This window comes from Alteromonas sp. ABE4_545, from assembly GCF_056161325.1.
Genome location: NZ_JBSWYY010000007.1, coordinates 1 through 23985, shown reverse-complemented (window position 1 = coordinate 23985; position 23985 = coordinate 1). Strand labels below are relative to the sequence as shown.

Genomic DNA, 23985 nt, shown 5'->3' with positions numbered 1-23985 from the left:
CTTTTAGTTGTGGGTCATTGAGTTGACAGTTAGAGCAAGAGCTTATCGAAGATGTTCAGTAACCCCTATGTGTCATGCTGTAAATGTTTAGCAAAAACAATAAGGTAGTGTTATTAAATGTCAGTTAGTGTCAGTTTGGGTGGGCGAGAGCTACGCCGACGCGAAAATATGATCCAGTAGGGCGGTTAATTCTTGTTGTTCCAAAGTCTGTTTGCCGCTATTGAGCAATAATAAACGCCGTAAATCGGCCATTGAATTAACGTCGGTATTCACAATTTTCATGCCGGTATCAATAGTGGTCGAATTTTGGTGGTTGGGAGCGTCAGCGGTGTATGTTAGTAACACAGCGCAGGCAATGGCCGGACTTTCATCATTTGGTTTTAACGTAAGGGTGAATTGTGAATGTGCATGGCCCAATGCCGCTTGAGGCACTTGCACTTTAAAGCCTTGAATCGATACGTCGAGTATGGTCACCGGCCACGTGTTTTGCTGCGCGGAGAGCGTGCCATTGAAGTTGATTGGAATACGTGTAAATTGCCGTTGTTCTTGACGCATTATCTCTCACCACTGAAGATGTTATCACGTTTAGTGTAGCGCTATTTTCACCAACAAAAAAGTCGGGAGAGTACGAATACTTTCCCGACTTTTATCAATGAGGGTTCTACCAGATTATTTGGCGATTTTCTTGTATTTCAAACGGTGTGGCTCAACCACATCTTGACCATAAGTGTCTTTTAGCCAAGCTTCGTAGTCGGTGTAGTTGCCTTCGTAGAAATTAATCTTACCTTCATCGCGGTAGTCCATAATATGCGTGGCTACGCGGTCTAAGAACCAACGGTCGTGCGATATAACCATGGCGCAACCCGGGAACTCAAGCAGCGCATTTTCCAGTGCTCGCAGTGTTTCAACGTCAAGGTCGTTGGTGGGCTCATCCAGTAGCAACACGTTACCGCCAGCTTTTAATAGCTTCGCTAAATGCACACGGTTGCGCTCACCGCCCGACAAATCTTTGATGAATTTTGATTGGTCAGTACCTTTAAAGTTAAAGCGGCTACAATATGCGCGGCTATTAATTTCAAAGTTGCCAATACGGATGATGTCTTGGTCGTCGGAAATTTCTTTGTAAACCGTGTTGTTCTCGTCCATGTGGTCGCGGAACTGCTCAACGCTAGCAAGCTGTACCGTTTCACCCACAGTGATAGAACCTTTGTCCGCTTCTTCCTTGCCAGAAAGCATACGGAATAGGGTTGATTTACCAGCGCCGTTCGGACCAATAATGCCCACGATTGCGCCTTTAGGCACTTTAAAGGTGAGGTCGTCGATCAACAGGCGGTCGCCGTATGATTTACCCAAGCCTTCTACTTCAATGACCTTGTCACCTAATCGCTCACCTGGCGGAATAAATAGTTCGTTAGTCTCGTTGCGTTTTTGGTAATCGCCACTCGACAACTCTTCAAATCGTGCCATACGTGCCTTGCTCTTGGCTTGACGACCTTTAGGGTTGGTGCGTACCCACTCAAGTTCTTGCTTGATTGATTTTTGACGAGCGTTCTCAGCGCGTTCTTCTTGCTCAAGACGCTTGTCTTTTTGATCAAGCCATGAAGAGTAGTTGCCTTCCCATGGAATACCGTAGCCACGGTCAAGTTCTAATATCCAGCCCGCTACGTTATCCAAGAAATAACGGTCGTGGGTAATGGCTACCACTGTGCCTTCATAATCGTGTAGGAAGCGCTCTAACCAGGCTACTGATTCTGCATCCAAGTGGTTGGTTGGTTCGTCGAGTAACAACATTTCTGGTTTTTCAAGCAATAGCTTACACAGGGCTACGCGTCGACGCTCACCACCAGAGAGCTTGGTTACGTCGGCATCCCAAGGCGGTAGGCGCAAGGCATCGGCTGCACGCTCAAGGGCATTTTCTAAGTTGTGACCGTCTTTGGTTTGAATGATGGCTTCTAATTCACCTTGTTCTTTTGCCAATGCATCGAAATCTGCATCAGGGTCAGCATAAGCGGCGTATACTTCATCCAAACGCTTAAGGGCATGAGCGACATCAGCGACGGCTTCTTCAATGTTACCGCGTACGTCTTTGTCTTCATTTAATTGAGGTTCTTGAGGAAGGTAACCAATTTTCAAGCCGGGCTGTGGGCGAGCTTCACCTTCAATTTCGGTATCAATACCTGCCATGATGCGCAGTAAGGTTGATTTACCAGCGCCGTTTAGACCGAGTACACCAATTTTGGCGCCAGGGAAAAAGCTCAGAGAGATATCTTTTAAAATTTGTCGATTTGGTGGGACTATTTTACCCACTCTGTGCATCGAATATACGTATTGAGACATGTCATGTCCTTGGCAAAAATAAAGGGTTATTGTAATCAATATCAGCCAGTATTGACTATAACTTTCACCGTAACCGGTGGAAAACTGAACATTTATCTAGGCTGAGTAAAAGGAAAGGCGACGATGAGCCGAAAATCAAGTAGGATGACAACCAATTCAGGCATAGGGATAGTATTTTTATGACCAAGTCTTCTTTTACCCTGACAGAGCTAGCCGAACAAGTTGGCGGTGATGTAAAGGGCGACGGCAGTGTGGAATTGAACGGTGTGAACACCTTAGAAAAAGCCACAAACAGCCAAGTATCGTTTCTGACTAATATTAAGTATAAACCACAACTCGATTCTACCGATGCTGGGGCGGTGATTATCCACCCTAAATACGCAGACGAATACACGGGTGCCAGTTTGCTGCATAGCAACCCGCATGCGGCCTTTGCGCGCATTGCCCAATTGTTTGACACCACACCTCCTGTGGCTACGTCAAAACACGCGACCGCGGTGATTGACGATAGTGCAACACTGGGTGACAACGTCGCCATTGGCCCACATGCTGTTATCGAGAAAAATGTCATCTTGGGTAACAATGTGGTTATCGGGGCAAATGTGTACATCGGTGAAGGTGCTGTAATAGGCGATGGCAGTGTCATTCATCCCAACACCACAATTTATCATCGCGTTCGTATTGGTAAGCGCGTGAGAGTACACAGTCAAACCGTGATTGGTGCTGACGGCTTCGGGTATGCTAATGACCAAGGCACTTGGTTGCCGATCCCTCAAACCGGTTCAGTGGTGATTGGCGACGACAGCCAAATTGGGTCGTCGACGACGATTGATCGCGGCGCATTAGATGACACACGCATTGGTAAAAATGTGATCATTGATAACCAAGTGCAAATTGGCCACAACTGTGTCATTGGCGACCATTCTTGTATCTGCGGCGCCACGGGTATTGCAGGCAGTGCTACCATCGGTAAATATGTCATTATTGCAGGTGGATGCGGTATAAGCGGGCACTTGAGCATTTGTGATGGCGTGCAGGTGACAGGATACACAATGGTGGTGACAGATATCACCGAACCTGGCGTTTATTCGTCTGGCCAACCCGCCATGAAGAACCGAGAGTGGCGTAAAAACGTAGTCAGAAATAAACAGTTAGATAGCCTGTATTCACGTGTGAAAGCACTGGAGAAAGGTGAATAAACACAGCTTGGGCGCGATTCGTTTTGTTTGCTGTACACAATTATGACAATTCTGCGATAAAGCAGTATACATAGCGCCCAAAATGACTAGAATATGCGACTCGTTATCGCCATAGAAACGCAGTTAAGGAGCCTTCATGTTACCCCGCGAAATGAACATAGCCGATTTCGATCCTGAATTAGCCGCCGCTATTGATAAAGAAACGCAGCGTCAGGAACAACACATCGAACTTATTGCATCTGAAAACTACTGTAGCCCACGTGTAATGGAAGCGCAGGGTTCTCAGTTAACCAACAAGTACGCGGAAGGATATCCGGGCAAGCGCTATTATGGCGGTTGTGAGTATGTAGACATTGCCGAAGATTTAGCCATCGAACGCGCTAAGCAGCTTTTCGGTGCAGATTACGCAAACGTGCAGCCTCACTCGGGTTCACAAGCCAACTCAGCTGTATTTATGGCCTTGCTTAACGCAGGTGATACGGTATTGGGCATGAGCTTGTCTGAAGGTGGTCACTTAACACACGGTTCTCACGTTAACTTCTCTGGTAAAACCTACAATGCGGTACAGTACGGTTTGAACGAAGAGACGGGGGAAATCGATTATGATCAAGTAGAAGCTTTGGCTGAAGAGCACAAGCCAAAAATGATCATTGGTGGATTCTCTGCTTACTCTGGTATTGTTGACTGGCAACGCTTCCGCGCTATCGCGGACAAAGTAGGCGCTTACCTGATGGTAGACATGGCGCACGTTGCTGGCTTGGTAGCGGCGGGCGTTTATCCTAACCCTCTACCTCACGCGCACGTTGTTACAACCACTACGCACAAAACCCTTGCAGGCCCTCGTGGCGGCTTGATCTTGTCTGCCTGTGGCGATGAAGATCTGTACAAGAAATTCAATAGCTCAGTATTCCCTGGTAATCAGGGTGGTCCTTTGTGTCATGTTATTGCTGCAAAAGCGGTGGCGTTCAAAGAAGCACTTGAGCCAGAATTTAAAGTTTATCAACAACAGGTTGTGACCAACGCAAAAGCCATGTGCAAAGTAATGCAAGAACGCGGTTACAAAATCGTGTCTGGCGGTACTGACAACCACTTGTTTTTGTTAGACCTTATTGATAAAGATATTACTGGTAAAGATGCTGATGCTGCCCTTGGCCGCGCCAACATCACAGTAAACAAAAACTCAGTGCCAAAAGATCCACGCTCTCCATTTGTTACTAGCGGTCTGCGCATCGGTACTCCAGCAATCACACGCCGTGGTTTCAACGAAGCTGAAGCGCAACAAGTTGCAAACTGGATTTGTGATATCTTGGACAACATGGGTGACGAAAGCGTTGTAGAACGCGTTAAGAACGAAGTAATTGAGCTTTGCTCACGCTTCCCTGTATACCCATAAGCACTAGTTAATACAGGACATGGCCTGTGATACCACAGGCCACAGATAGAGAGGACTCACTATGTTTTGCCCATTTTGCTCCGCACAGGAAACAAAAGTTATCGACTCTAGGTTGGTGGCGGAAGGGCATCAGGTGCGTCGCCGTCGCGAATGTGCTCAGTGCCATGAACGTTTTACCACGTTTGAAAGTGCCGAGCTGGTCATGCCAAGAGTGATCAAACGCGACGGCACTATCGAACCTTTCAACGAAGAAAAGCTCCGCGCAGGTTTACAGCGTGCGTTAGAAAAACGCCCTGTAAATACAGAAAGTGTCGAGCAATGCATTCTTTCTCTGAAGTCTAAACTCCGTGCCACCGGAGAGCGAGAAGTAGAGAGTGAATTGCTCGGCAGCCTCATTATGGATGCCCTCAAGGAACTCGACAAAGTTGCCTATGTGCGCTTTGCATCGGTTTATCGTTCATTTGAAGATATTCGCGAGTTCGGTGAAGAAATAGCAAAATTAGGTGATTAATCACCATGACAGCATCGTTTTTGGTGGGTAGTCAAACCGCCAGTGCGCAAGATTACCGCTATATGGCATTGGCCATTCAACTTGCCAGTAAAGGCCGGTATACCACTTCGCCTAATCCACGAGTAGGGTGCGTGATTGTAGCGCCCAATAATGAAATAGTGGGCCAAGGTTTTCACATTCAAGCTGGCACTCCGCACGCTGAAGTCCATGCTTTGGCGCAAGCAAAATCACACTCACAAGGTGCAACCGCCTACGTCACTTTAGAACCTTGTAGCCATTATGGCCGCACACCTCCGTGTGCCGAAGCGCTGATTAAAGCTAAGGTTGCTCGTGTGGTGGTCGCCATGACCGACCCCAATCCTCAAGTGAGTGGTCGAGGCCTTAAAATGCTAACAGATGCGGGTATTGCCGTTACTACGCAGGTGATGGAGCAAGAGGCAATAGCGCTCAATCGAGGCTTTATCAAGCGCATGGTCCAAGGACAACCGTGGGTGACGGTGAAGATGGCAAGCTCAGTTGATGGCAAGGTGGCATTGCAAAATGGTGTGAGCCAATGGATTACAGGCCCTGCTGCCCGAAAAGATGTGCAACGTCATCGCGCAGCGTCATGTGTCGTGTTAACTGGCAGTGGTACGGCGAAGTATGACAATCCAAGCTTGTTAGTTCGCGCCACAGAATTTGATCTAACCGATTATCCCCTAACCGAATTGCGACAACCCGAGCGTGTGGTAATAGATAGCAAGGGGGTATTGTCACCCACATTGAAGATGTTCAACGACGGTCATCCCGTTACCCTAGTGTCGAATCAGCCACCTAATCAGGTATTTTCCCCGTCGGTGAAGCATTTAGCGCTTGATTCTGACGAACACGCCCACATTTCTCTTTCAGCATTATTGGATGAACTCGGCCGTGCTAGCCATAATGAAGTGTGGGTAGAAGCAGGTTCAGGCCTCACTGGCGCCTTGCTGGAGCAAGGGTTAGTGGATGAAGTGATTGTGTATCAAGCGGCCAAGATAATGGGGCCTGATGCACAAGACATGTTTTTAATTGATAAGCGTGAAACCATGGATAGTGTCCTGTCACTGTCGCTTCAAACGGTTGTACAGGTAGGGCAAGATATAAAAATGACCTACTTAACCCCTCACGCTCACCAACATATTTCTCAACCGGAGTAGACGTATGTTTACCGGCATTATTGAAGCCTTGGGTACCATCAAATCGATGGATCGCCGGGGCGAAGATATTCGATTAACCGTATCAGCAGGAAAGCTGGATATGTCTGATGTCGCGCTAGGAGACAGTATTGCGACCAATGGTGTGTGTCTCACCGTGGTGGATTTTGACCAATCAAGTTACAGTGTTGACGTATCAGCAGAGACCATTCGTTTAACGGGGTTTGCCGATTATCAACCGGGCATGCCTGTTAACCTGGAAAAAGCCATGCAGGTTAACAGCCGTTTTGGTGGTCATATTGTGTCTGGCCACGTTGACGGCGTGGGTAAAATCACCCAAGTTATTCATCATACCGATTACATCGAATTTTGGGTTAAAGCGCCTGACGAATTAGCTAAATATATTGCTCACAAAGGCAGTATTACCGTTGACGGTATTAGCTTAACCGTGAATAAAGTGAATGGTGCGGAGTTTATGCTGTGGATTATCCCGCATACTTTGCAAGAAACTATCATGAGTGAATATAAAGTGGGGTCAAAGGTCAATTTAGAAGTTGATGTTATCGCCCGCTACTTAGAGCGTTTAATGCTCGGTGATAAAGCTGCTCAAGCAGAAAAAACGTCGAATATTGATTTGGCTTTTTTAGCCGAAAATGGTTTTTTAAAACGTTAAACCCCACCCTACGATTGAATAAGAAAATATGACATTTAATACAAGCCAAGAAATTATTGAAGATATTCGCCAGGGTAAAATGGTTATCCTGATGGATGATGAAGACCGCGAAAATGAAGGCGACCTAATCATGGCGGCTGAGCACGTGACGCCTGAAGCGATCAACTTTATGGTAACGCACGCTCGCGGTTTAGTGTGTTTGCCTATGACACAAGAACGCTGCCGTAAGTTGAAATTACCCTTGATGGTAGATAAAAACCAAGCGCAGTTTTCTACGAACTTTACCGTATCGATTGAAGCGGCAGAAGGCGTGACAACAGGCATTTCGGCGGCCGACCGAGCCACCACAATTTTAGCCGCCGTTAACAAAGACGCGAAGGCGGAAGACATCGTTCAGCCGGGCCATATTTTCCCGTTGATCGCCAAAGACGGTGGTGTACTCAACCGAGCCGGTCATACCGAAGCTGGCGTTGACCTAGCGCGGTTAGCGGGTTGCGAACCGGCCGCGGTTATCGTGGAAATACTGAATGAAGACGGCTCTATGGCGCGTCGCCCTCAACTGGAGTCGTTTGCTAAACAACACGATTTGAAAATTGGTACGATTGCCGATTTGATTGAATACCGTAACCTCAATGAAACCACAATTGAAAAAGTGGCCGAATGTACCTTGCCCACAGAATTTGGTGAATTTGAATTACACACCTACAAAGATGTCATCGACAATCAACTACACTTTGCATTGAAGCGCGGTGAGATTAAACAGGACTCACCCACATTAGTTAGGGTTCACTTACAAAATACACTGAGTGATTTGTTGGGCTCTACGCGTGCGATTAATCGGTCTATGACGCTTCCCCAAGCGATGGAGCGCATTGCGAAAGAAGGCGGAGTTTTAGTGCTGCTTGGCAAAGACGAAGACATTGAAACGCAAGTGCAACGCTTTGCTGCGGAAGATCGTGGCGAGCAACCCACAGGTAAAAACTGGCAGGGTTCATCGCGTACAGTGGGTGTTGGTAGTCAAATTTTGGCTACCTTGGGCGTTAAACAGATGCGCTTGCTGAGCAAACCGATTAAGTATCACGCTTTATCGGGTTTTGGACTGGAAGTTGTTGAGTATATCCACGACTAATACATTGGGTTTCGTTGAAGGTGTGCTATACTTCGCGCCGTTTTGAAAATAGGGTTTAAGTGATGCAGGTAATTGAAGGCAATATCAGAGCCACAGGTAAAAAATTTGCAATTGTAGTGTCTCGTTTTAACAGCTTTGTTGTTGAGAGTCTGTTAGAAGGCGCATTAGATACGTTGGAAAGACACGGCGAAGTCAGTGATGAGAATATCACTTTGGTACGTGTACCTGGAGCTTATGAGCTACCGGTTGCTGCGAAAAAATTGGCAGAAAGCGGTAAATTTGATGCCATCATTGCATTGGGTGCAGTAATTCGCGGTGGTACACCTCACTTCGATTTCGTCGCTGGCGAATGCAACAAAGGCCTAGCTCAAGTATCACTTGAATATTCTATCCCTGTTTCTTTCGGTGTCATCACCACAGATTCTATCGAACAAGCCATTGAGCGCTCTGGCACAAAAGCCGGTAACAAAGGGTCAGAAGCAGCATTAGGTGCGCTAGAAATGGTGAACGTAATGGCTGAGCTTGATTCAGTAATCGGAGCCTAAGCGTGAAGGTATCTCCAAGACATCGTGCTAGAGAACTAGCAGTTCAAGGGATTTACTCTTGGCAAATGAGCGGTAACGATATCGCTCAAGTTGAACTGGCATTGGCAACAAGCAATAACATGGACGGCGTTGATATGTCGTTGTTCCAAAGTTTATTGCGCGGTGTAGCTAAAAACGCTAGCGAGCTTGATACAGCAATTAAACCTTATCTAGGCCGCTTGCCAGAAGAGCTAGACCCTATCGAAAAAGCAATCCTTCGATTGGCAACATACGAGCTTGTTCATTGTATTGATGTGCCGTTTAAAGTGGTGATCAACGAAGCCATTGAGCTAGCTAAATCTTTCGGTGCTGAAGAAAGCCACAAGTTTGTTAATGGTGCGCTCGACAAAGCCGTGAGAAAACTTCGTCAAAACGAAGCTTAATATCGTTTCGACAGTCAACCAGCGTAGTGGATCAACGAGTAAAGCGTTAAGTATACCGTGAAAGAATTTGACCTAATAAGTCGATACTTTGCCCAGGGAGGGCATCATCGCAAAGATGTACTTGTTGGCATAGGTGACGATTGTGCGGTGACGCAGATGCCTGCGAACCAACAACTCGCTATTACCACAGATACGCTGGTAGAAGGCGTACACTTCTTAAAGCAAGCACCGGCCCGTTCGGTTGCTTACAAAGCTGTAGCGGTAAACCTTAGCGACCTCGCCGCCATGGGAGCCGAACCTGCGTGGATCAGCTTGTCGCTATCGATGCCATTCTGTGATGAAGCCTGGTTAAGTGAGTTTGCCAAAGGCTTGTATGAACTCACCGAGTACTATTCGGTTCAACTGATCGGTGGCGATACCGTTTCTGGCCCGTTGTCGTTAACCATTACGGCACAAGGCTTTATCCCCCCAGACAATGCACTTAAACGCAGCAGCGCAAAGCCAGGCGATTGGATTTACGTTACAGGCACATTAGGCGATGCTGGTGCGGGATTGGCAATTTTGCAAAACCAACTTGAAGTCGCCGACGAAAATCGCGAGTTTTTAGTTAACCGACACCTGTATCCCACGCCACGAGTGATGGCGGGCACAGCGCTTCGACGCACTGCGAATGCCTGTATCGATGTTTCAGATGGTTTGGCCTCTGATATTCGTCATATCTTAAAAGCGTCGGGCTGTGGTGCGCAAATCCATATCGACCGTTTACCTATATCCACTGAGTTGTTCAAAACCGTTGGCGCCAAAAAAGCGTATGAAATGGCATTGACCGCCGGTGACGATTACGAGTTAATTTTTACCGTGAGCGAAGAGCAACGCGGTAATTTAGAAACCTCTCTTGCCAGTGCCAATGTACAGGCTACCTGTATCGGTCAAGTGAATGGCTACAATGGCCAGTGCGACTTTCGCCTTTATGATTCTCCCTACACACTGCCGGGAGAGGGTAAAGGCTACGAGCATAACTTTTAATGGACGCCGCGTTGAGGAAACGGGTAAGCCTACGCAACCCGATACACTTTTTAGCGCTGGGCTTCGGTAGTGGCCTTATTCCTTTGATGCCTGGTACGTTTGGTTCGTTAGCTGCCATTCCGTTGTTGCTATTGTTCATCCCATTAAGCCCTTGGGCACTGGTGGTAGCAGCCGTTTTAGCGAGCTGGATTGGTAATTACCTGTGTGACGTAACCGCCAACGATATGAAAGTGCATGATCATGGTTCTATTGTTTGGGATGAGATCGCAGGTATGTTCATCACATTTTGTTTTGTGCCGTTAACGGCGACAAACCTCGTTGTGGGCTTTGTGTTGTTCCGCTTGTTCGATATTCTCAAACCCTGGCCCATACGCTATGTCGATAAGCATGTTCACGGTGGCGTAGGGATTATGCTTGACGATATCATTGCAGGCATCATGTCTTGTGCCGTTATGCACCTGTTGCTTTTCAGCATTCTGTAATCGCGTAATTACTCAAGCAAAACGCGATATCTTTACACAGTTTCTTCCCGCTTTTTTTGCATCATAGAGCGCAATATCAGCCTGTTTTAAGATAGCCGGAAAGGTTTTAATATCAGCAGTACGCTGTGCCATACCGAAGCTACAACTAATATGCACGCGCTTCAATTCGGTTTTAGGATTGGCTTGTTTCTTTGGTGCTTTTGATGGGCGCGGTTTCTTCCTAATCACCAACGGGTAGTTGGCTAATTCTTCTCTGACTTGTTCAACAAACGGCAATACTTGGTCGGGGGTTTTTCCTGCAAACACAAGCGTGAATTCTTCGCCGCCATAACGATATGCCTTGCCACCGCCAGACACACGGCTTAAACGACTGGCAACGAGCTTGAGTACTTCGTCGCCTGTATCATGGCCCCAGGTGTCGTTAAACTTTTTAAAGTGGTCTACGTCGCACATAACCAAGGTGTACTTGCGGCCAAGCCCTTGAACAAGTTGCATTAATGCACGTCGCGAAGGAATACCAGTAAGTTCGTCTCGATAAGCCATATGAAATGCATCTTTTACCACGGCAAAGCATGCTACCACAGGCACAATGAGCCAGTAGTAGGGGGTATAGTGATAATGGTCTACCCAGTACATAAACGCTGGAGAAAGTGCAAACACCCATACGCAAGCCAGTGTACTAACATGAATGGCCGTTGTTCGTATGAACACCATTAAGGTACTGCTAAACAGTAATACGCCAACTACTACTGCTTCTAATGCCGTGTATGAGGCGGCAAGCGTTGAGGATAATTGATTCAACCCTTCATAGACCTGAGACAAAACTGGGTTGGCCAAAGGGTTGCCATATTTAAGCGCTGTATAGATGAATGCGGCGATAGCACCGAATAACACAACTCGTTGCAGTAAGCTTGTTATTCTTAACCCTTTTTCGCGTAGTACGAGCAATGCCGTTATTGCTCCGGCAAGGGCGATATAGCTCTGGTCTGCTTGAATAAACGGTAGAAGTGGCAATAACCACACTAAGAGAAGTAAACCCATATTGGGTAATATGACGCGAGCGCGCCCAAACCCTGCTGACAGCAAAATAGCCAGAATACATGCACAGCTTAATACTGACTCAAAATGTAGCCCTAAGGGGGCCAAAATTGGCGGTTGAAGCCACGTGGCAGCCAATCCGAGAAAGGCAAATAACAGCGGAATTAACAAGGCTCGAATAAAAGAGGTAATCGCAAACATAGTGACCTTTTATGAGGCGATTCAATCGAAAAAGGCGCGAACCTAGTGGGTACGCGCCTTTTGCATTATTTGTGCGAGTCTTTCGATTGACTGCCGGTAAATGCATTGACACGTGCAACAATTCCCGCAGTGTCCAAACCGTGCTCAGCATACATTTCGGTTTGCGTTCCTTGCGCGATAAAGCTGTCTGGTAAACCAAGCTGTAGCAGCTTATTGCTATACTGTTTAGACATCAGGTATTCGCCGACCACCGAGCCCGCTCCGCCCATTACACAGCCGTCTTCAAGGGTAACGAAATAGTCGTGGTCAAATACTAATTTATCGATAATTGCAGTATCGAGCGGCTTCACAAAACGCATGTCGATGACTGTGGCGTCTAGTGTTTCAGCCGCTTCTTTGGCATAAGGAAGTAACGTGCCGAAGTTTAAGATCGCCACTTTGCGGCCTTGCTTAATTGTACGGCTTTCACCAATCGTCATTGCGCTCATAGTTTGCTGAGCTTCGGTGCCGTCACCTGTACCTCTGGGATAGCGCACCACCGCTGGTACTTGTGCCTTATGGCCCGTGTATAGCATTTGACGACATTCGTTTTCATCCGCTGGCGCCATAATCACTAAATTAGGGATGCAGCGAAGATAGGCAATATCAAATGCACCTTGGTGAGTAGGGCCATCAGCGCCGACAATACCAGCACGGTCAACGGCAAATAACACGGGAAGGTTTTGCAGTGCCACATCGTGAATTAACTGATCGTAGGCGCGTTGCAAAAACGTGGAATAAATGGCTACAACGGCGTTGTAACCTTCTTTTGCCAAACCTGCAGCAAAGGTCACAGCGTGTTGTTCGGCTATTGCAACGTCAAAATACTGGTCGGGGTATTGTTGCGAAAATGCCACCATACCTGAGCCTTCGCGCATGGCCGGAGTCACTGCCATGAGCTTTGGATCGACCGCGGCCATGTCACACAACCATTGACCGAAAATCGCAGAAAAAGTGGGCTTCGACGGTGGTGAAACCGGAAGCGTGTCGTCTTCAGGGTTAAACTTAGGCACCGCGTGGAACTTAATTGGGTCTTTTTCCGCCTGCGGGTAACCTTTACCTTTTTTAGTGACAACGTGAAGAATTTGCGGGCCTTTTATTTTTCGCATATTTCGCAGTGTATCTACCACACCATTCACGTCGTGGCCGTCAATAGGGCCAATGTAATTAAACCCTAATTCTTCAAAAATTGTACCCGGTACTACCATGCCTTTGATGTGCTCTTCTGCACGGCTGGCAAATTCTTTTATCGGTGGCACGTTACTGAGCAGCTTTTTACCGCCGTCGCGGATGCTATTAAATAAATTGCCAGTAAGAAGACGGGCAAGGTGACTATTCAACGCCCCCACATTTTCAGAGATCGACATTTCGTTGTCGTTGAGCACAACGACCATGTCTTTCTTGATGTCGCCAGCGTGATTCAAGGCTTCAAACGCCATGCCAGCTGTCATTGCACCATCGCCGATAACGGCAACGACTTTTCGACCTTCCGCTTCTTTTTCTGCTGCCACAGCCATACCGAGAGCAGCACTGATAGATGTAGAAGAGTGACCGACCGCAAAGGTATCAAAGTCACTTTCTGGCGGCCAAGGAAACGGGTGCAAGCCCTCTTTCTTGCGAATAGAGCCCATACGTTCGGCTCGACCCGTCAAAATCTTATGGGGGTAGGCTTGATGCCCCACATCCCAAATTAAACGGTCGAATGGTGTGTTATACACATAATGTAAAGCAACGGTCAGCTCAACGGTGCCCAACCCCGAGGCGAAATGACCGCTACTTTGGCTCACACAAGTCAGTAAATACTGGCGCAATTCATCAGACAAGGTTTTTAGCTTATCTTGAGGAAGTTGCCTTAGGTCTTCTGGTGTTTGCGCGAGTGCCAATGTGGGATAATGCGCTAAATCTAAAGTCATTACTTGTTATTCTATTTTCTCTTTACGATATCACTATCAATGGTCTCGATTGACCATGAGATCGGTAAATGCGATCAGATATTCCGTATTGTAGGGGAAAGCGGCCAGCGCTTGAAGCGCTTGTGTGTGTAATCTTGTTAATTCTTCACGCGCACCGTCTAAACCGAGTAAAGCGGGGTAAGTATTTTTACCTTGAGCTTCATCTGAACCCATTGGTTTACCTAGCTGTGCGGTACTGGCGGTTACATCTAATATGTCGTCCTGTACTTGGAACGCAAGCCCAATACTACGAGCGAATGTTTTTAACGTGTTCAAATCGTTATCACTAATATCTGGGCATACCGCGGCAGACATAGACACACACGCCTCTAGCAATGCGCCAGTTTTTAAACGGTGTAATTGTGTTAATCGATCAACATCAATTGATTTACCCGTTGCGGCGAGATCAATCGCTTGGCCACCACACATTCCTAGGTAACCACTGGCTTTAGCCAGAATCTTAACGAGCTCAAGTCGCTGCCCATGAGCAAAATCACTCATTGGGAATTCAGCAAGTACAGTAAATGCTTGTGTTTGCAATGCATCGCCAGCAAGAATCGCTGTGGCCTCGTCAAATGCGATGTGACAAGTGGGTTGCCCGCGACGTAAATCGTCGTCATCCATTGCTGGCAGATCATCATGAACCAGCGAGTAAGCGTGAATGCATTCAATGGCAACGGCGATAGCCAGCTGATCTTTTTTAGGCACATCCAACGCATTGCCCACTAGGTGTACGAGCAATGGGCGCATTCGTTTGCCACCTGCTAATAATGCGTGTTGCATCGCCTGCTTTAAGCGCAAGGCATGATCAGGCAAACTTTCTACTAGCGCGAGCAGTGCGGCATCTGTGTCTTGTTTAATGCTGTTGTGTAAGGACGTAAAGTCCATATCAATCCTCGTCGCTCACGAAATCTTCTAAATTCGCTTGGCCATTTTGCTCGAGCAGTATTTTTACTTTTTGCTCTGCGTCTTGCAAAGCTTGCTGGCTGACTCGAGAGAGTTTAATACCGCGCTCAAATTTTTCTAAAGCAACATTGAGTGGTAAATCGCCAGATTCCATTTCTCTAACTAAGGTTTCGAGTTCGGCGAGAGAGGCTTCGAATGAGGGCGTGTCAGAAGTTGATTTATCGCTCACGTAGTTCTCTTTAAGTTTGAATTTCTTGAATGGTCGCACATTAACTGAGGGGGTAAACAGGGTCAAATGCTTTGTGGGTTATCCCCTGAATTTCCCTGTTTTATAGCGCAGAACCGCACGTTGAATAGCGACGAGTGTGTTTTTAAGCTGTAGAAATCTTAAAAATTGTCGATAAAATGTGAGACAGACTACAATGACTCGCAAGTAAATGTAGGTTAATCTGGCGAAAATCAACGCGTTGCGCTAGCGTTAACGTTACTGGCGATACACAGAGGATGAGGAAGAACAGGTGGATTTAGCTACCGTCATAGGCATGTTAGGTGCGATAGGCTTTGTTGTCATGGCCATGATGCTGGGTGGTGAAATGGGCATGTTTATCGACGTGCCATCAGTACTCATCGTATTTTGCGGCAGTTTATTCGTCGTACTTTCTCAATTTACCCTCGGGCAGTTTTTCGGCGCAGGTAAAATTGCTGGCAAAGCCTTCATGTTTAAGATTGAAGGGCCAGAAGAGCTAATCGACAAAATTGTTGAAATGGCTGATGCGGCACGTAAAGGTGGCTTTTTAGCACTGGAAGAGGCCGAGATCAGTAATGAGTTTATGCAAAAAGGCGTCGACATGTTGGTTGACGGCCACGACATAGAAGTTGTACGCGAAACTCTGTACAAAGACATCACTATGACCACAGAGCGTCACGAGTTTGGTATTGGCATTTTCAAAGGCTTTGGTGACGTTGCGCCCGCAATGGGAATGATTGGCACCTTGATTGGTCTGGTGGCGATGTTGTCAAACATGGATGACCCTAAGGCGATTGGTCCAGCAATGGCAGTTGCTTTGTTAACTACGCTGTATGGTGCCTTTCTTGCCAACGTAATTTGTTTGCCTATCGCGGCAAAACTCGCCAATCGCAAAGAGCAAGAAAAGTTAAATCAATCATTAGTACTCGACGGCATCGTGGGCATTGCAGATGGCCAAAACCCCCGTGTTATTGAAGGGATTTTGAAAAACTACCTTGCTGCGAGTAAACGCGGTACAGGCGAAGAAGAGTAATCGCAATGGCACAACAGGAAGAATGTCCTAAGTGCCCCCCAGAGGGCTTACCTGCTTGGATGGGGACCTTTGCGGATCTCATGTCACTATTGATGTGTTTCTTCGTACTTCTGCTCGCCTTCTCTGAAATGGATGTGCTTAAATTTAAGCAGATAGCCGGGTCGATGAAATTTGCCTTTGGTGTGCAAAATAAAATTGAAGTAAAAGACATTCCAAAAGGCACAAGTGTTATCGCAATGGAGTTTCGCCCTGGTCGCCCAGACCCAACGCCTATCGAGACGATTCAGCAACAAACAATAGAAATGACCCAGCAAATGCTGGAGTTTCAAGCCGGCGACGAAGACTCTGCTGGGGGGCGTCAGAAACAGCGTGGTACACAACGTGGTGGGCAAAGTCAACAAACGGCACAGCAACAAGCATCTTCAGCTTCGCAAAGCTCAGATCAAGTGCAAGACAACGAAATGATGAAGAAGATCGCCCAACAACTGCAAAAAGAAATTCTCGATGGCTCAATTGAAATGGAATCGTTAGGCCAACAAATCACGATTCGAATTAGAGAAAATGGTTCGTTTTCTGCGGGGTCTGCGTTTTTGCAGCCGCAATTCAAACCCATTTTAGCTAAAATAGGGAAGTTACTCGTCGATATGCCGGGAAAATTGGAAATCTCGGGCCATAGCGACAGTCAGAATATTTCAAATGAGTTGTATCGCTCCAATTGGGACTTGTCGGCTCAACGAGCCGTGGCGGTGGCCGAAGAATTACGTCTAGCGCCAGGGTTTGATGAAAGTCGTATGTCTGTGGTGGGTAAGGCGTCTTCCGATCCTTTGGTTGAAAATCCACAAACTGCCGAAGAGCGCGCGCGTAATCGCAGGGTTGAAATTAACATCAATCAAGGTGAGCCAATTCGCTCGAATCCTATCTCGGTTGTTGAAGAAGAGTAATCAACGACACTAAACCTCAATACTTCGTACATTATCATGCCAGTCGGGTTGACTGGCATGTGTGCTTCAGCGAGGTAAAGGGTTATCTGACAATATCTTGAATAAAACGTGGCTTGCTCAGAAGCAATTGCACGGTGGAGATTGTCCGCTCTAAAAACCCGCCTTCACAATATTTTAAGTAGTATTCCCACATTCTCATAAAACGTTCGTCGTAGCCATCGTGCAATAACGGCTCTTTCGCTGACACAAATGCCTCATACCAATCTCGTAATGTTCGCGCATAGTCGAGGCCTATATCCTGCAAATCTCGGATCATCATATTGGTGTGTTTTTTCAACGACTGATTGAGTACCAGTTGAGAGGGTAAAAAACCACCGGGGAAAATGTGTTTCTGAATAAAGTCGACTCCGCGTGCGTACTTGTCGTATCGGCGATCATCAATTGTGATCGACTGCAATAACATTAGCCCATCGGGCTTGAGTAAACTGTTACACTTTTGGAAGAAGTTGCCCATAAACTCCTTACCAACCGCTTCAATCATTTCGATAGACACTAACTTTGAATATTGCCCTTCCAATAAGCGATAGTCTTTTTTCAATAGGGTGATTTTGTCGGACAAGTTTTCTTTTTCTACCCATGCTTTTGCATAAGCAAATTGCTCTTCAGAAATAGTCGTCGTGGTTACTTTGCAGCCATAGTTTTTCGCTGCAAACACTGCCAGCCCACCCCAGCCGGTGCCAATTTCCATCAAATGGTCGTTTGGGTTTAATTGTAGCTTGTCACAAATTGTTTTTAATTTATGTGACTGGGCATCTGCAAGCGAAGAATTAGGATCGGGATAAATGGCAGATGAATACATCATGCTATTGTCGAGAAAGCGAGTGTACAACTTGTTTCCAAGGTCGTAATGCGCCGAGATATTCTTTTTCGCTTGTACTTGGGTATTGCGTCGCGCCAAATGTTGAAGTTTGGTGGTGGGGTAAGTTAACCATTTAAGGCGCGCTTCCCAGCGGTCGAGCGTGGGCAAATTACGCGCAAATAATCGAATAACGTTTGTTAACTCGGGGCTTGTCCATAATCCATTGGTAAAACTCTCACCGGCAGCTACGCTCCCCCCGAATAACAAATGTTTATAAGCGGAGGGCGAGAGCACATTAACCTCAGCTACGAGTTCGCTATGACTGTTGCCACATTTTGCTATTACGTCACCTTGCTCACGTATAATTAAGTGACCATCGGGAAGGTGAGATACTAGTCGAATAAAAAGGGCGCGACATAGTTTGTCTAAGCCTGCTGCTTGTGAGGTAGTGGTTAACGTGGTTTCACCGTGTGACATTATTTTTATTCCTAGCTGTTTTTCGGGTGCGCATAAATTGGTGTGCGTTTAAGCCATAGTCTTAGGGCTTGCCAATAAATCCCCACTATGGTTTTTACTGTCATAACGGGTATGCGTGTTATTACGCGTTTTAAATTCGTTGAGTTCATTTCTTGCAGAACTAAATTTACGCCAGCGGAGAAATGTTTGCCTTGTTTATGGCATTCAAGTGCTATGTTGCAATGCGACGAGGGCTGGGCAATACGCCATTTATAGGTCATGTCGATGGGGTTAAACGGTGATACGTGAAAGACTTTTTCGCTATCTGTCTGAGCGTCTAAGTCAACCAAGTAATAGTGGCGCTCATTCCATGGCGTGTTGCTCACTTCGGCGAGCATATGCGTAAAAGTGTGCTGTTGTCTTAAAAAATAAAAGTTCACCGGACTAAAATAAATACCAAAGTTACGTACTTGACCAAGAAAAAACACATCTCCTTCAAGTGTAGTCCCATCGAGTTCGGACATCTTGTCGAGAACGCATTTTTTTAACGGCAGAGTGGTGGGGCCAAGGTAATCTGAGCGTTTAAATTGAATAGGCGCAAACCCCGATGTCGAAAAACCACGAACGTTTTGGTTCACCTCATCTATCTCGTCAAGGTGTAACCACAGCATCACAATACGGTAATCAAACGCGTGTTGGGTTGGATAAAACCGCTCATGAAAAACGGTGCCTGTATATATACCGCTTTCCATTACAAGCTCACCCCAAACCTTGCACATACATCCAACGCGCTGCGTACTCCGTCTTCGTGGAAGCCGTTATACCAATAAGCACCGCAAAAATGCAGTTGGTCAACACCACAAATTTGCGAGCGCGCTTGTTGCGCCGCCACCATCGTTTCGCTGAACTGGGGGTGACTATATTGATATCGGCCCAACACTTTGCTGTTGTCAATGTCGTCGTTATTCAAACTGACACAAAAGGTAACCGGTGCATCGATACATTGTAATATGTTCATGTCATACGTGACTGTGGCGGGTTTTTGTTGTTCATCTTTTGCGCCATTAATTCGGTAATTCCAGCTCGCCCACGCTAATTTACGCTTTGGTAGTTGTGTGGTATCTGTGTGCAGTACTACGTCGTTTTGAGCGTATGGAATAGCGCTGAGGATAGAGCGTTGCTGTGGTGAAGGTGAGTCTAGCATTGCAAGAGCTTGGTCACTGTGGCACGCAAAAATCACTTCGTCGAATAGGGTTTGTTGACCTTGGTTATCAGTCACTTCAAGCTGGCCATTCACACGTTTTACTTTGGTCACCGCGGTATTTAAGCGAATGTTGTCTTTAAAGTTCGCGACCAAGGGCTGAATATAGCTACGAGAGCCGCCTATTAACGTATACCATTGTGGACGGTCTTTGATATTAAGAAGCCCGTGGTTGTTGAAGAATTTCAAGAAAAACGCCAACGGGAATTGTTTGGTTTGCTCTATGCTTGCAGACCATATGGCGGCACACATTGGCAAAATATAGTGTTGACTGAAATCCTCGCTTAGCTTTTGTTGTTGTATAAATTCATAGAGGGTAACGGCAGGCACTTCGGTATGGGTATCAACGAGTGCCTTACAGGCTTTGTTGAACGCTAGAATATCCTTCACAATTCGCCAAAAACGGGGGCGCAACCAGTTGCGTCGTTGGGAAAACAAGGTATTGATATTGTGGCCGTTGTATTCGATGTTGGTGCCCAAGTGAGTCACCGAAAAACTCATTTCTGTTGCTTGTTTTGCTACACCGAGTTGCTCCATGAGCTTAATGAAGTTGGGGTATGTCCAGTCATTAAAAACGATAAAGCCCGTGTCGATAGCATAAGATTTTCCATCTACGATCACGTCTTTGGTGGCAGTGTGCCCTCCAATGTAGTCGTTCGCTTCATAAACAGTAACAGCATGTTTTTTACTGAGAAGGTGCGCACAGGTTAACCCTGAAATACCCGTCCCTATGATGGCGATGTTTTTTTTCATTATTACTCTCTAATCAAGCTAGATCATACGACTGGAAAGCCAGGTTTTCAGCGCGTCAGGTAAAAGGTTGAGGGTACGCAGCATTAGCCCAAATCGCATTGGGAAATAAATACTCGTACGCTTTTGTTGTATGCCTTTAAGCATCGCATTCGCCGCTTGTTCGACAGAGATTTTCATCGGCATTTCAAAGTCGTTCTTGTCGGTCAATGGCGTTTCTACGAAACCCGGAGATACAGATTGCACAATAATTCCCTTTGCTTTTAGGTCTACATCCATGCTCTTGGTAAAATAATGCAGGGCGGCTTTGCTTGCGCCATAAGCCTGAGAGCGAGTAAACGGCAGTAATCTTGCCATACTGTCTACAATGACAAGTTGTGATCCATTTTTCAAATTTGGTAGCAGCGCGGCTACACAATTCACAATGCCAAAAAAGTTAGTTGCAAAAACGCGTTCAAACATTTCTGGTTCAATACTATCAGTGTCGACATATTCACAAGTGCCCGCATTCAACACAACTACGTCACAATCGGCCGTTGCCAGTGCCGATTGTGTGTCTGACTTATTTGTCACGTCAAAACATAACGATGTAATCAGAGGGTGCGCACAAAGTTCGTTAAGCACCGCTTCATTTCTACCACAAGCAACCACGCTGTAGCCTTGCTGGGCAGCGGCTATTGCCAGTGCTTTACCAATTCCGGAGGTTGCCCCTGTGATCAATAAACGCGTCATCCTTTCAACCTACTTTTAATTTTTTTGATAATACGGCCGAGCAGAGGAATGTGTTCATAAACCATTTGACCCAAATCATAATAGTCTCGGTGATATACAATGCGATCTTTGCTCAACCTAAGTTCGCTGGAACCGTCTAACACGATAGGTCGCGCAAATTTGGGGTGACGTACATTCATGGTCCAGGTCAAAAACGCCGACTCTGTGTCGACTCCTATTTGGGTTTGATGCAGGTTATGAATAGTAAATTGGCATTGTTCTGTATTGGTGAGTAAGTTTTCGAAGTAGGCGCGTAAAGCGGGCAGGCCTTTGTGTGTGCCAACAGGGTCGATAAGCTCTACGTCTTGGGCGTAGATGGAACTGAGTTCGTCCAAATCAGCGTGGGCAAGTTCTTGATAAAATAGAGAGAAGCGCTCGATTGTAGTCATAATGCAAGTGGCATTGTTGTTTCTCATACAGTACTCCTTTACTAATTGTGAAGATCACATTGAATTAAATAAATATTTCACAGACGAAGATCCAATGCATTTTTTTATTCGTAATGTTTGATAATTGATTTTATCCGTCAGACCATGAGAAGTATGCAGCAATCTAACGTACCTCTTTTTCCACTATCTGCGCACCTCCTTCCGGGGGGCCGCATGGCATTGCGTATTTTCGAACCTCGTTACACGCGTATGATCAAAGAAGCCTGTGCGGCCGGGTCTGGCTTTGTGATGTGTATGCTCAATGCAAAAGGCAGCAAAGCACACAATACCCATATTCACTCTGTGGGTACCTATGCGACTATCGTAGACTTCGATTTGCTGGAAGATGGCTTGCTTGGCGTGACAGTGGCGGGCGAATATGCGGTGTCTATTAGTCACATTCAGACTGAAGCCGATGAATTGCGGGTTGGTAGGATTGAAGCCATCCCTCCTTGGTGTTGCAATATCACATTGGGCGATATTCGTTTGTTACAACAACGACTGAAGGAAATATTTGAACGTTATCCTGAACTCAATAAACTGCACAACCACCCTCAGTTTGAAGACCCGCTGTGGATTATTTATAGATGGTTAGAGCTAGTGCCGATTGAATCTGGCCTAAAACAAGAATTTCTTCAGCAAAGTGACTCTCACAAAGTGCTAAACTACTTATTGAGTTTGGTCGACTAGTTGTTTCATTCGCTTTTTTAGCAAAAAACTGATCCAAACTGCAACAGGGCCCGTAATAGTGTGTATGTCGGGCAAAACGGACTCAATAAATGCTAGTTGGAATTCCTTTGGAAGAGAGTAACAGTGTAGTCAAGCCTAAAGACTGTGCAGACGAAATGTCCGCGCATCTGGTACGTGTAGCAGAAGACAGGTGTAAAGTGGCCTTCGCACGCGTTTTTGGTTACTTCGCGCCTCGTTTACGCTCTTATGCTCTCAAGCAAATGGGTAACGAAGCACTGGCGATGGAGCTAGTGCAAGACACCATGTCAAATGTGTGGCAGAAAGCGCATTTGTTCAATGCGGAGAAAGGTTCGCCTTCAACATGGATTTTCACGATTGCACGGAACATTCGTTTTGATATGCTGCGCAAACAGCAAAATCGTAAGGAAGATATTGCTTCTGACGATTTGTGGCCAGTATTGTGTGAACAAACAGCCGACGCTAATGAGACGAGTTTGGACGAACAGGTCACGCTTGAGCAAATTGGGCACTTGTTTGAAAGTCTTCCCGATAAACAAAAAGTGGTGATAGAAGCGATTTACATAGACGGTAAGTCGCAACAAGAAGTCGCAGACGAACTGGCGATCCCTCTTGGTACGGTGAAGTCGCGGACCCGACTTGCCCTACAACGTTTGAAAGGTATGTTGCAAGACCATGATTAAGTTTCATCCCACACCGGAGCAACTCAAGCATTTTGCTATGGGGGGTTTATCTGCGACCGAGTCGTTGGTTATTTCAGCGCACTGCGACATGTGTAGTCACTGTAGCCATCGCTTGCAGCAAGAAACCGAACAATTAGCCAAGGTCGTATTTGAAGAAGAGGTTGTGCCTGATCACAGCGTTATCGACAAGCAAGCGCTGGATGTGATGATGGCCAACATTACACAAACGCCAGCGGCAGAAGCGATTGCTGTGCCGTCACAGCGTATCGAACATATAGAGCTCGACGGAAAAATATTCGCGTTGCCAAGAACACTTCAACGGTTTGCGGCTAAAACCGGCAATTGGTCTAGTATGGTTGGCAAGCTGTGGCAGGCCCCAGTTGAAATTGGTGACGACTGCGTCGGGCATTTTATTTACATGGGCCAGGGCGGTGGTGTGCCGGAGCATACACATCGAGGTTCTGAGCTGACGTTAGTGATTAACGGTGAATTCAGCGATGGCCTGAACAACTACGATAGCGGCGATTTTCTGTATATGAACGGTGAGCACACCCATGCGCCACGTTCAGATTCAAACGAAGGGTGCTTGGTTTTTAGTATTGTTGATCAACCTTTGCATTTCACTTCTGGGCTAGCAAGGTTATTGAACCCCTTTAGTCATCTCTTCTTTCGATAAATTGATAGGTAATGCTTAAAACCCGCGTTTCGCGGGTTTTTTATGTGACCGGTCGCGAAGCGACAGAACACCACGGGTTTACCCGTGGATGAATGAGTCCGAGGCCTGTATGCTACGAAGATGGAAGTACGAGTCTCATCACATGGT

The 23985-nt window shown here is 46.5% G+C and carries 26 protein-coding genes; 15 read left to right on the top strand and 11 right to left on the bottom strand.

The window, feature by feature from the left end; all coding sequences use genetic code 11:
- Positions 1-150 precede the first annotated feature (150 nt).
- Together ACXAH6_RS08665 and ettA are read right to left on the bottom strand one after the other, a co-directional pair.
- Positions 151-555 (bottom strand): PilZ domain-containing protein, encoded by a 405-nt coding sequence (locus tag ACXAH6_RS08665; RefSeq protein ID WP_474876268.1) that lies wholly within the window; start codon positions 553-555, stop codon positions 151-153.
- 114 nt (positions 556-669) lie between these two features.
- Positions 670-2337 (bottom strand): energy-dependent translational throttle protein EttA, encoded by a 1668-nt coding sequence (gene ettA, locus ACXAH6_RS08660; RefSeq protein ID WP_474876267.1) that lies wholly within the window; start codon positions 2335-2337, stop codon positions 670-672.
- Positions 2338-2516: 179 nt separating this feature from the next.
- On the opposite strand from ettA, the gene lpxD reads away from it, so the two are divergent.
- The 10 genes from lpxD (at position 2517) to ACXAH6_RS08610 (ending at position 10889) form a co-directional block, all read left to right on the top strand.
- Positions 2517-3536 carry a UDP-3-O-(3-hydroxymyristoyl)glucosamine N-acyltransferase gene (gene lpxD, locus ACXAH6_RS08655; RefSeq protein WP_474876266.1) on the top strand — a complete coding sequence of 340 codons (1020 nt, stop codon included), beginning with the start codon at positions 2517-2519 and terminating at the stop codon, positions 3534-3536.
- 136 nt (positions 3537-3672) lie between these two features.
- On the top strand, positions 3673-4929 hold the full coding sequence (glyA, locus tag ACXAH6_RS08650; RefSeq protein ID WP_474876265.1) for a serine hydroxymethyltransferase: 1257 nt from the start codon (positions 3673-3675) through the stop codon (positions 4927-4929).
- A 61-nt stretch (positions 4930-4990) separates the two neighbouring features.
- The gene (gene nrdR / locus ACXAH6_RS08645; protein ID WP_474876264.1) at positions 4991-5440 is read left to right on the top strand and encodes a transcriptional regulator NrdR; all 450 of its coding nucleotides are present in this window, start codon (positions 4991-4993) and stop codon (positions 5438-5440) included.
- Between the two features lie 5 nt (positions 5441-5445).
- A complete protein-coding gene (gene ribD / locus ACXAH6_RS08640; RefSeq protein ID WP_474876263.1) occupies positions 5446-6615 on the top strand; it encodes a bifunctional diaminohydroxyphosphoribosylaminopyrimidine deaminase/5-amino-6-(5-phosphoribosylamino)uracil reductase RibD in 1170 nt (389 codons plus the stop codon).
- Positions 6616-6619: 4 nt separating this feature from the next.
- Positions 6620-7285, top strand: a complete 666-nt coding sequence (locus ACXAH6_RS08635) for a riboflavin synthase (RefSeq protein WP_474876262.1) — start codon at positions 6620-6622, stop codon at positions 7283-7285.
- Positions 7286-7313: 28 nt separating this feature from the next.
- Positions 7314-8414, top strand: a complete 1101-nt coding sequence (ribBA, locus tag ACXAH6_RS08630; protein WP_474876261.1) for a bifunctional 3,4-dihydroxy-2-butanone-4-phosphate synthase/GTP cyclohydrolase II — start codon at positions 7314-7316, stop codon at positions 8412-8414.
- 62 nt (positions 8415-8476) lie between these two features.
- Positions 8477-8959, top strand: a complete 483-nt coding sequence (gene ribH, locus ACXAH6_RS08625) for a 6,7-dimethyl-8-ribityllumazine synthase (protein WP_474876260.1) — start codon at positions 8477-8479, stop codon at positions 8957-8959.
- Positions 8960-8961: 2 nt separating this feature from the next.
- Positions 8962-9381, top strand: coding sequence for a transcription antitermination factor NusB (nusB, locus tag ACXAH6_RS08620; protein ID WP_474876259.1), 420 nt, complete (start codon positions 8962-8964; stop codon positions 9379-9381).
- 57 nt (positions 9382-9438) lie between these two features.
- Entirely contained in the window at positions 9439-10407 is a 969-nt protein-coding gene (gene thiL / locus ACXAH6_RS08615) for a thiamine-phosphate kinase (protein WP_474876258.1), read from the top strand.
- Entirely contained in the window at positions 10407-10889 is a 483-nt protein-coding gene (locus tag ACXAH6_RS08610) for a phosphatidylglycerophosphatase A family protein (RefSeq protein WP_474876257.1), read from the top strand. Before thiL ends, ACXAH6_RS08610 begins: the two co-directional genes overlap by 1 nt.
- A 12-nt stretch (positions 10890-10901) precedes the next feature.
- Here the strand turns inward: ACXAH6_RS08610 and ACXAH6_RS08605 are convergent, their stop codons facing one another.
- The 4 genes from ACXAH6_RS08605 to xseB form a co-directional block, all read right to left on the bottom strand.
- Positions 10902-12128 (bottom strand): GGDEF domain-containing protein, encoded by a 1227-nt coding sequence (locus ACXAH6_RS08605; RefSeq protein WP_474876256.1) that lies wholly within the window; start codon positions 12126-12128, stop codon positions 10902-10904.
- Between the two features lie 65 nt (positions 12129-12193).
- A complete protein-coding gene (gene dxs, locus ACXAH6_RS08600; RefSeq protein WP_474876255.1) occupies positions 12194-14080 on the bottom strand; it encodes a 1-deoxy-D-xylulose-5-phosphate synthase in 1887 nt (628 codons plus the stop codon).
- 36 nt (positions 14081-14116) lie between these two features.
- Complete coding sequence (gene ispA, locus ACXAH6_RS08595) at positions 14117-15007, bottom strand: (2E,6E)-farnesyl diphosphate synthase (RefSeq protein ID WP_474876254.1); 891 nt, start codon at positions 15005-15007, stop codon at positions 14117-14119.
- A 1-nt stretch (position 15008) separates the two neighbouring features.
- Complete coding sequence (gene xseB, locus ACXAH6_RS08590) at positions 15009-15254, bottom strand: exodeoxyribonuclease VII small subunit (protein ID WP_474876253.1); 246 nt, start codon at positions 15252-15254, stop codon at positions 15009-15011.
- A 289-nt stretch (positions 15255-15543) separates the two neighbouring features.
- On the opposite strand from xseB, the gene pomA reads away from it, so the two are divergent.
- Together pomA and ACXAH6_RS08580 are read left to right on the top strand one after the other, a co-directional pair.
- A complete protein-coding gene (pomA, locus tag ACXAH6_RS08585) occupies positions 15544-16305 on the top strand; it encodes a flagellar motor protein PomA (RefSeq protein ID WP_474876252.1) in 762 nt (253 codons plus the stop codon).
- A gap of 5 nt (positions 16306-16310) precedes the next feature.
- Positions 16311-17246 carry a flagellar motor protein MotB gene (locus ACXAH6_RS08580; RefSeq protein ID WP_474876251.1) on the top strand — a complete coding sequence of 312 codons (936 nt, stop codon included), beginning with the start codon at positions 16311-16313 and terminating at the stop codon, positions 17244-17246.
- Between the two features lie 82 nt (positions 17247-17328).
- On the opposite strand, the gene ACXAH6_RS08575 is transcribed toward ACXAH6_RS08580, so the two are convergent.
- Genes ACXAH6_RS08575 through ACXAH6_RS08555 form a run of 5 tightly spaced genes read right to left on the bottom strand, consistent with a single transcriptional unit; the run spans position 17329 to position 21759 of the window.
- Complete coding sequence (locus ACXAH6_RS08575) at positions 17329-18582, bottom strand: class I SAM-dependent methyltransferase (RefSeq protein ID WP_474876250.1); 1254 nt, start codon at positions 18580-18582, stop codon at positions 17329-17331.
- 11 nt (positions 18583-18593) lie between these two features.
- Positions 18594-19313 (bottom strand): DUF1365 domain-containing protein, encoded by a 720-nt coding sequence (locus ACXAH6_RS08570; protein ID WP_474876249.1) that lies wholly within the window; start codon positions 19311-19313, stop codon positions 18594-18596.
- The gene (locus ACXAH6_RS08565; protein WP_474876248.1) at positions 19313-20575 is read right to left on the bottom strand and encodes an NAD(P)/FAD-dependent oxidoreductase; all 1263 of its coding nucleotides are present in this window, start codon (positions 20573-20575) and stop codon (positions 19313-19315) included. The genes ACXAH6_RS08570 and ACXAH6_RS08565 overlap by 1 nt, the downstream gene beginning before the upstream one ends.
- An 18-nt stretch (positions 20576-20593) precedes the next feature.
- Positions 20594-21304 carry an SDR family NAD(P)-dependent oxidoreductase gene (locus ACXAH6_RS08560; RefSeq protein WP_474876247.1) on the bottom strand — a complete coding sequence of 237 codons (711 nt, stop codon included), beginning with the start codon at positions 21302-21304 and terminating at the stop codon, positions 20594-20596.
- A complete protein-coding gene (locus tag ACXAH6_RS08555; protein WP_474876246.1) occupies positions 21301-21759 on the bottom strand; it encodes a nuclear transport factor 2 family protein in 459 nt (152 codons plus the stop codon). Before ACXAH6_RS08555 ends, ACXAH6_RS08560 begins: the two co-directional genes overlap by 4 nt.
- 126 nt (positions 21760-21885) lie before the next feature.
- Between ACXAH6_RS08555 and ACXAH6_RS08550 the strand changes: the two genes are divergently transcribed.
- The 3 genes from ACXAH6_RS08550 (at position 21886) to ACXAH6_RS08540 (ending at position 23838) form a co-directional block, all read left to right on the top strand.
- Positions 21886-22461, top strand: a complete 576-nt coding sequence (locus ACXAH6_RS08550) for an LON peptidase substrate-binding domain-containing protein (protein ID WP_474876245.1) — start codon at positions 21886-21888, stop codon at positions 22459-22461.
- 89 nt (positions 22462-22550) lie between these two features.
- Positions 22551-23162 (top strand): sigma-70 family RNA polymerase sigma factor, encoded by a 612-nt coding sequence (locus ACXAH6_RS08545; protein WP_474876244.1) that lies wholly within the window; start codon positions 22551-22553, stop codon positions 23160-23162.
- Positions 23155-23838 (top strand): ChrR family anti-sigma-E factor, encoded by a 684-nt coding sequence (locus ACXAH6_RS08540; RefSeq protein ID WP_474876243.1) that lies wholly within the window; start codon positions 23155-23157, stop codon positions 23836-23838. The genes ACXAH6_RS08545 and ACXAH6_RS08540 overlap by 8 nt, the downstream gene beginning before the upstream one ends.
- The last annotated feature ends 147 nt before the right edge of the window (positions 23839-23985 follow it).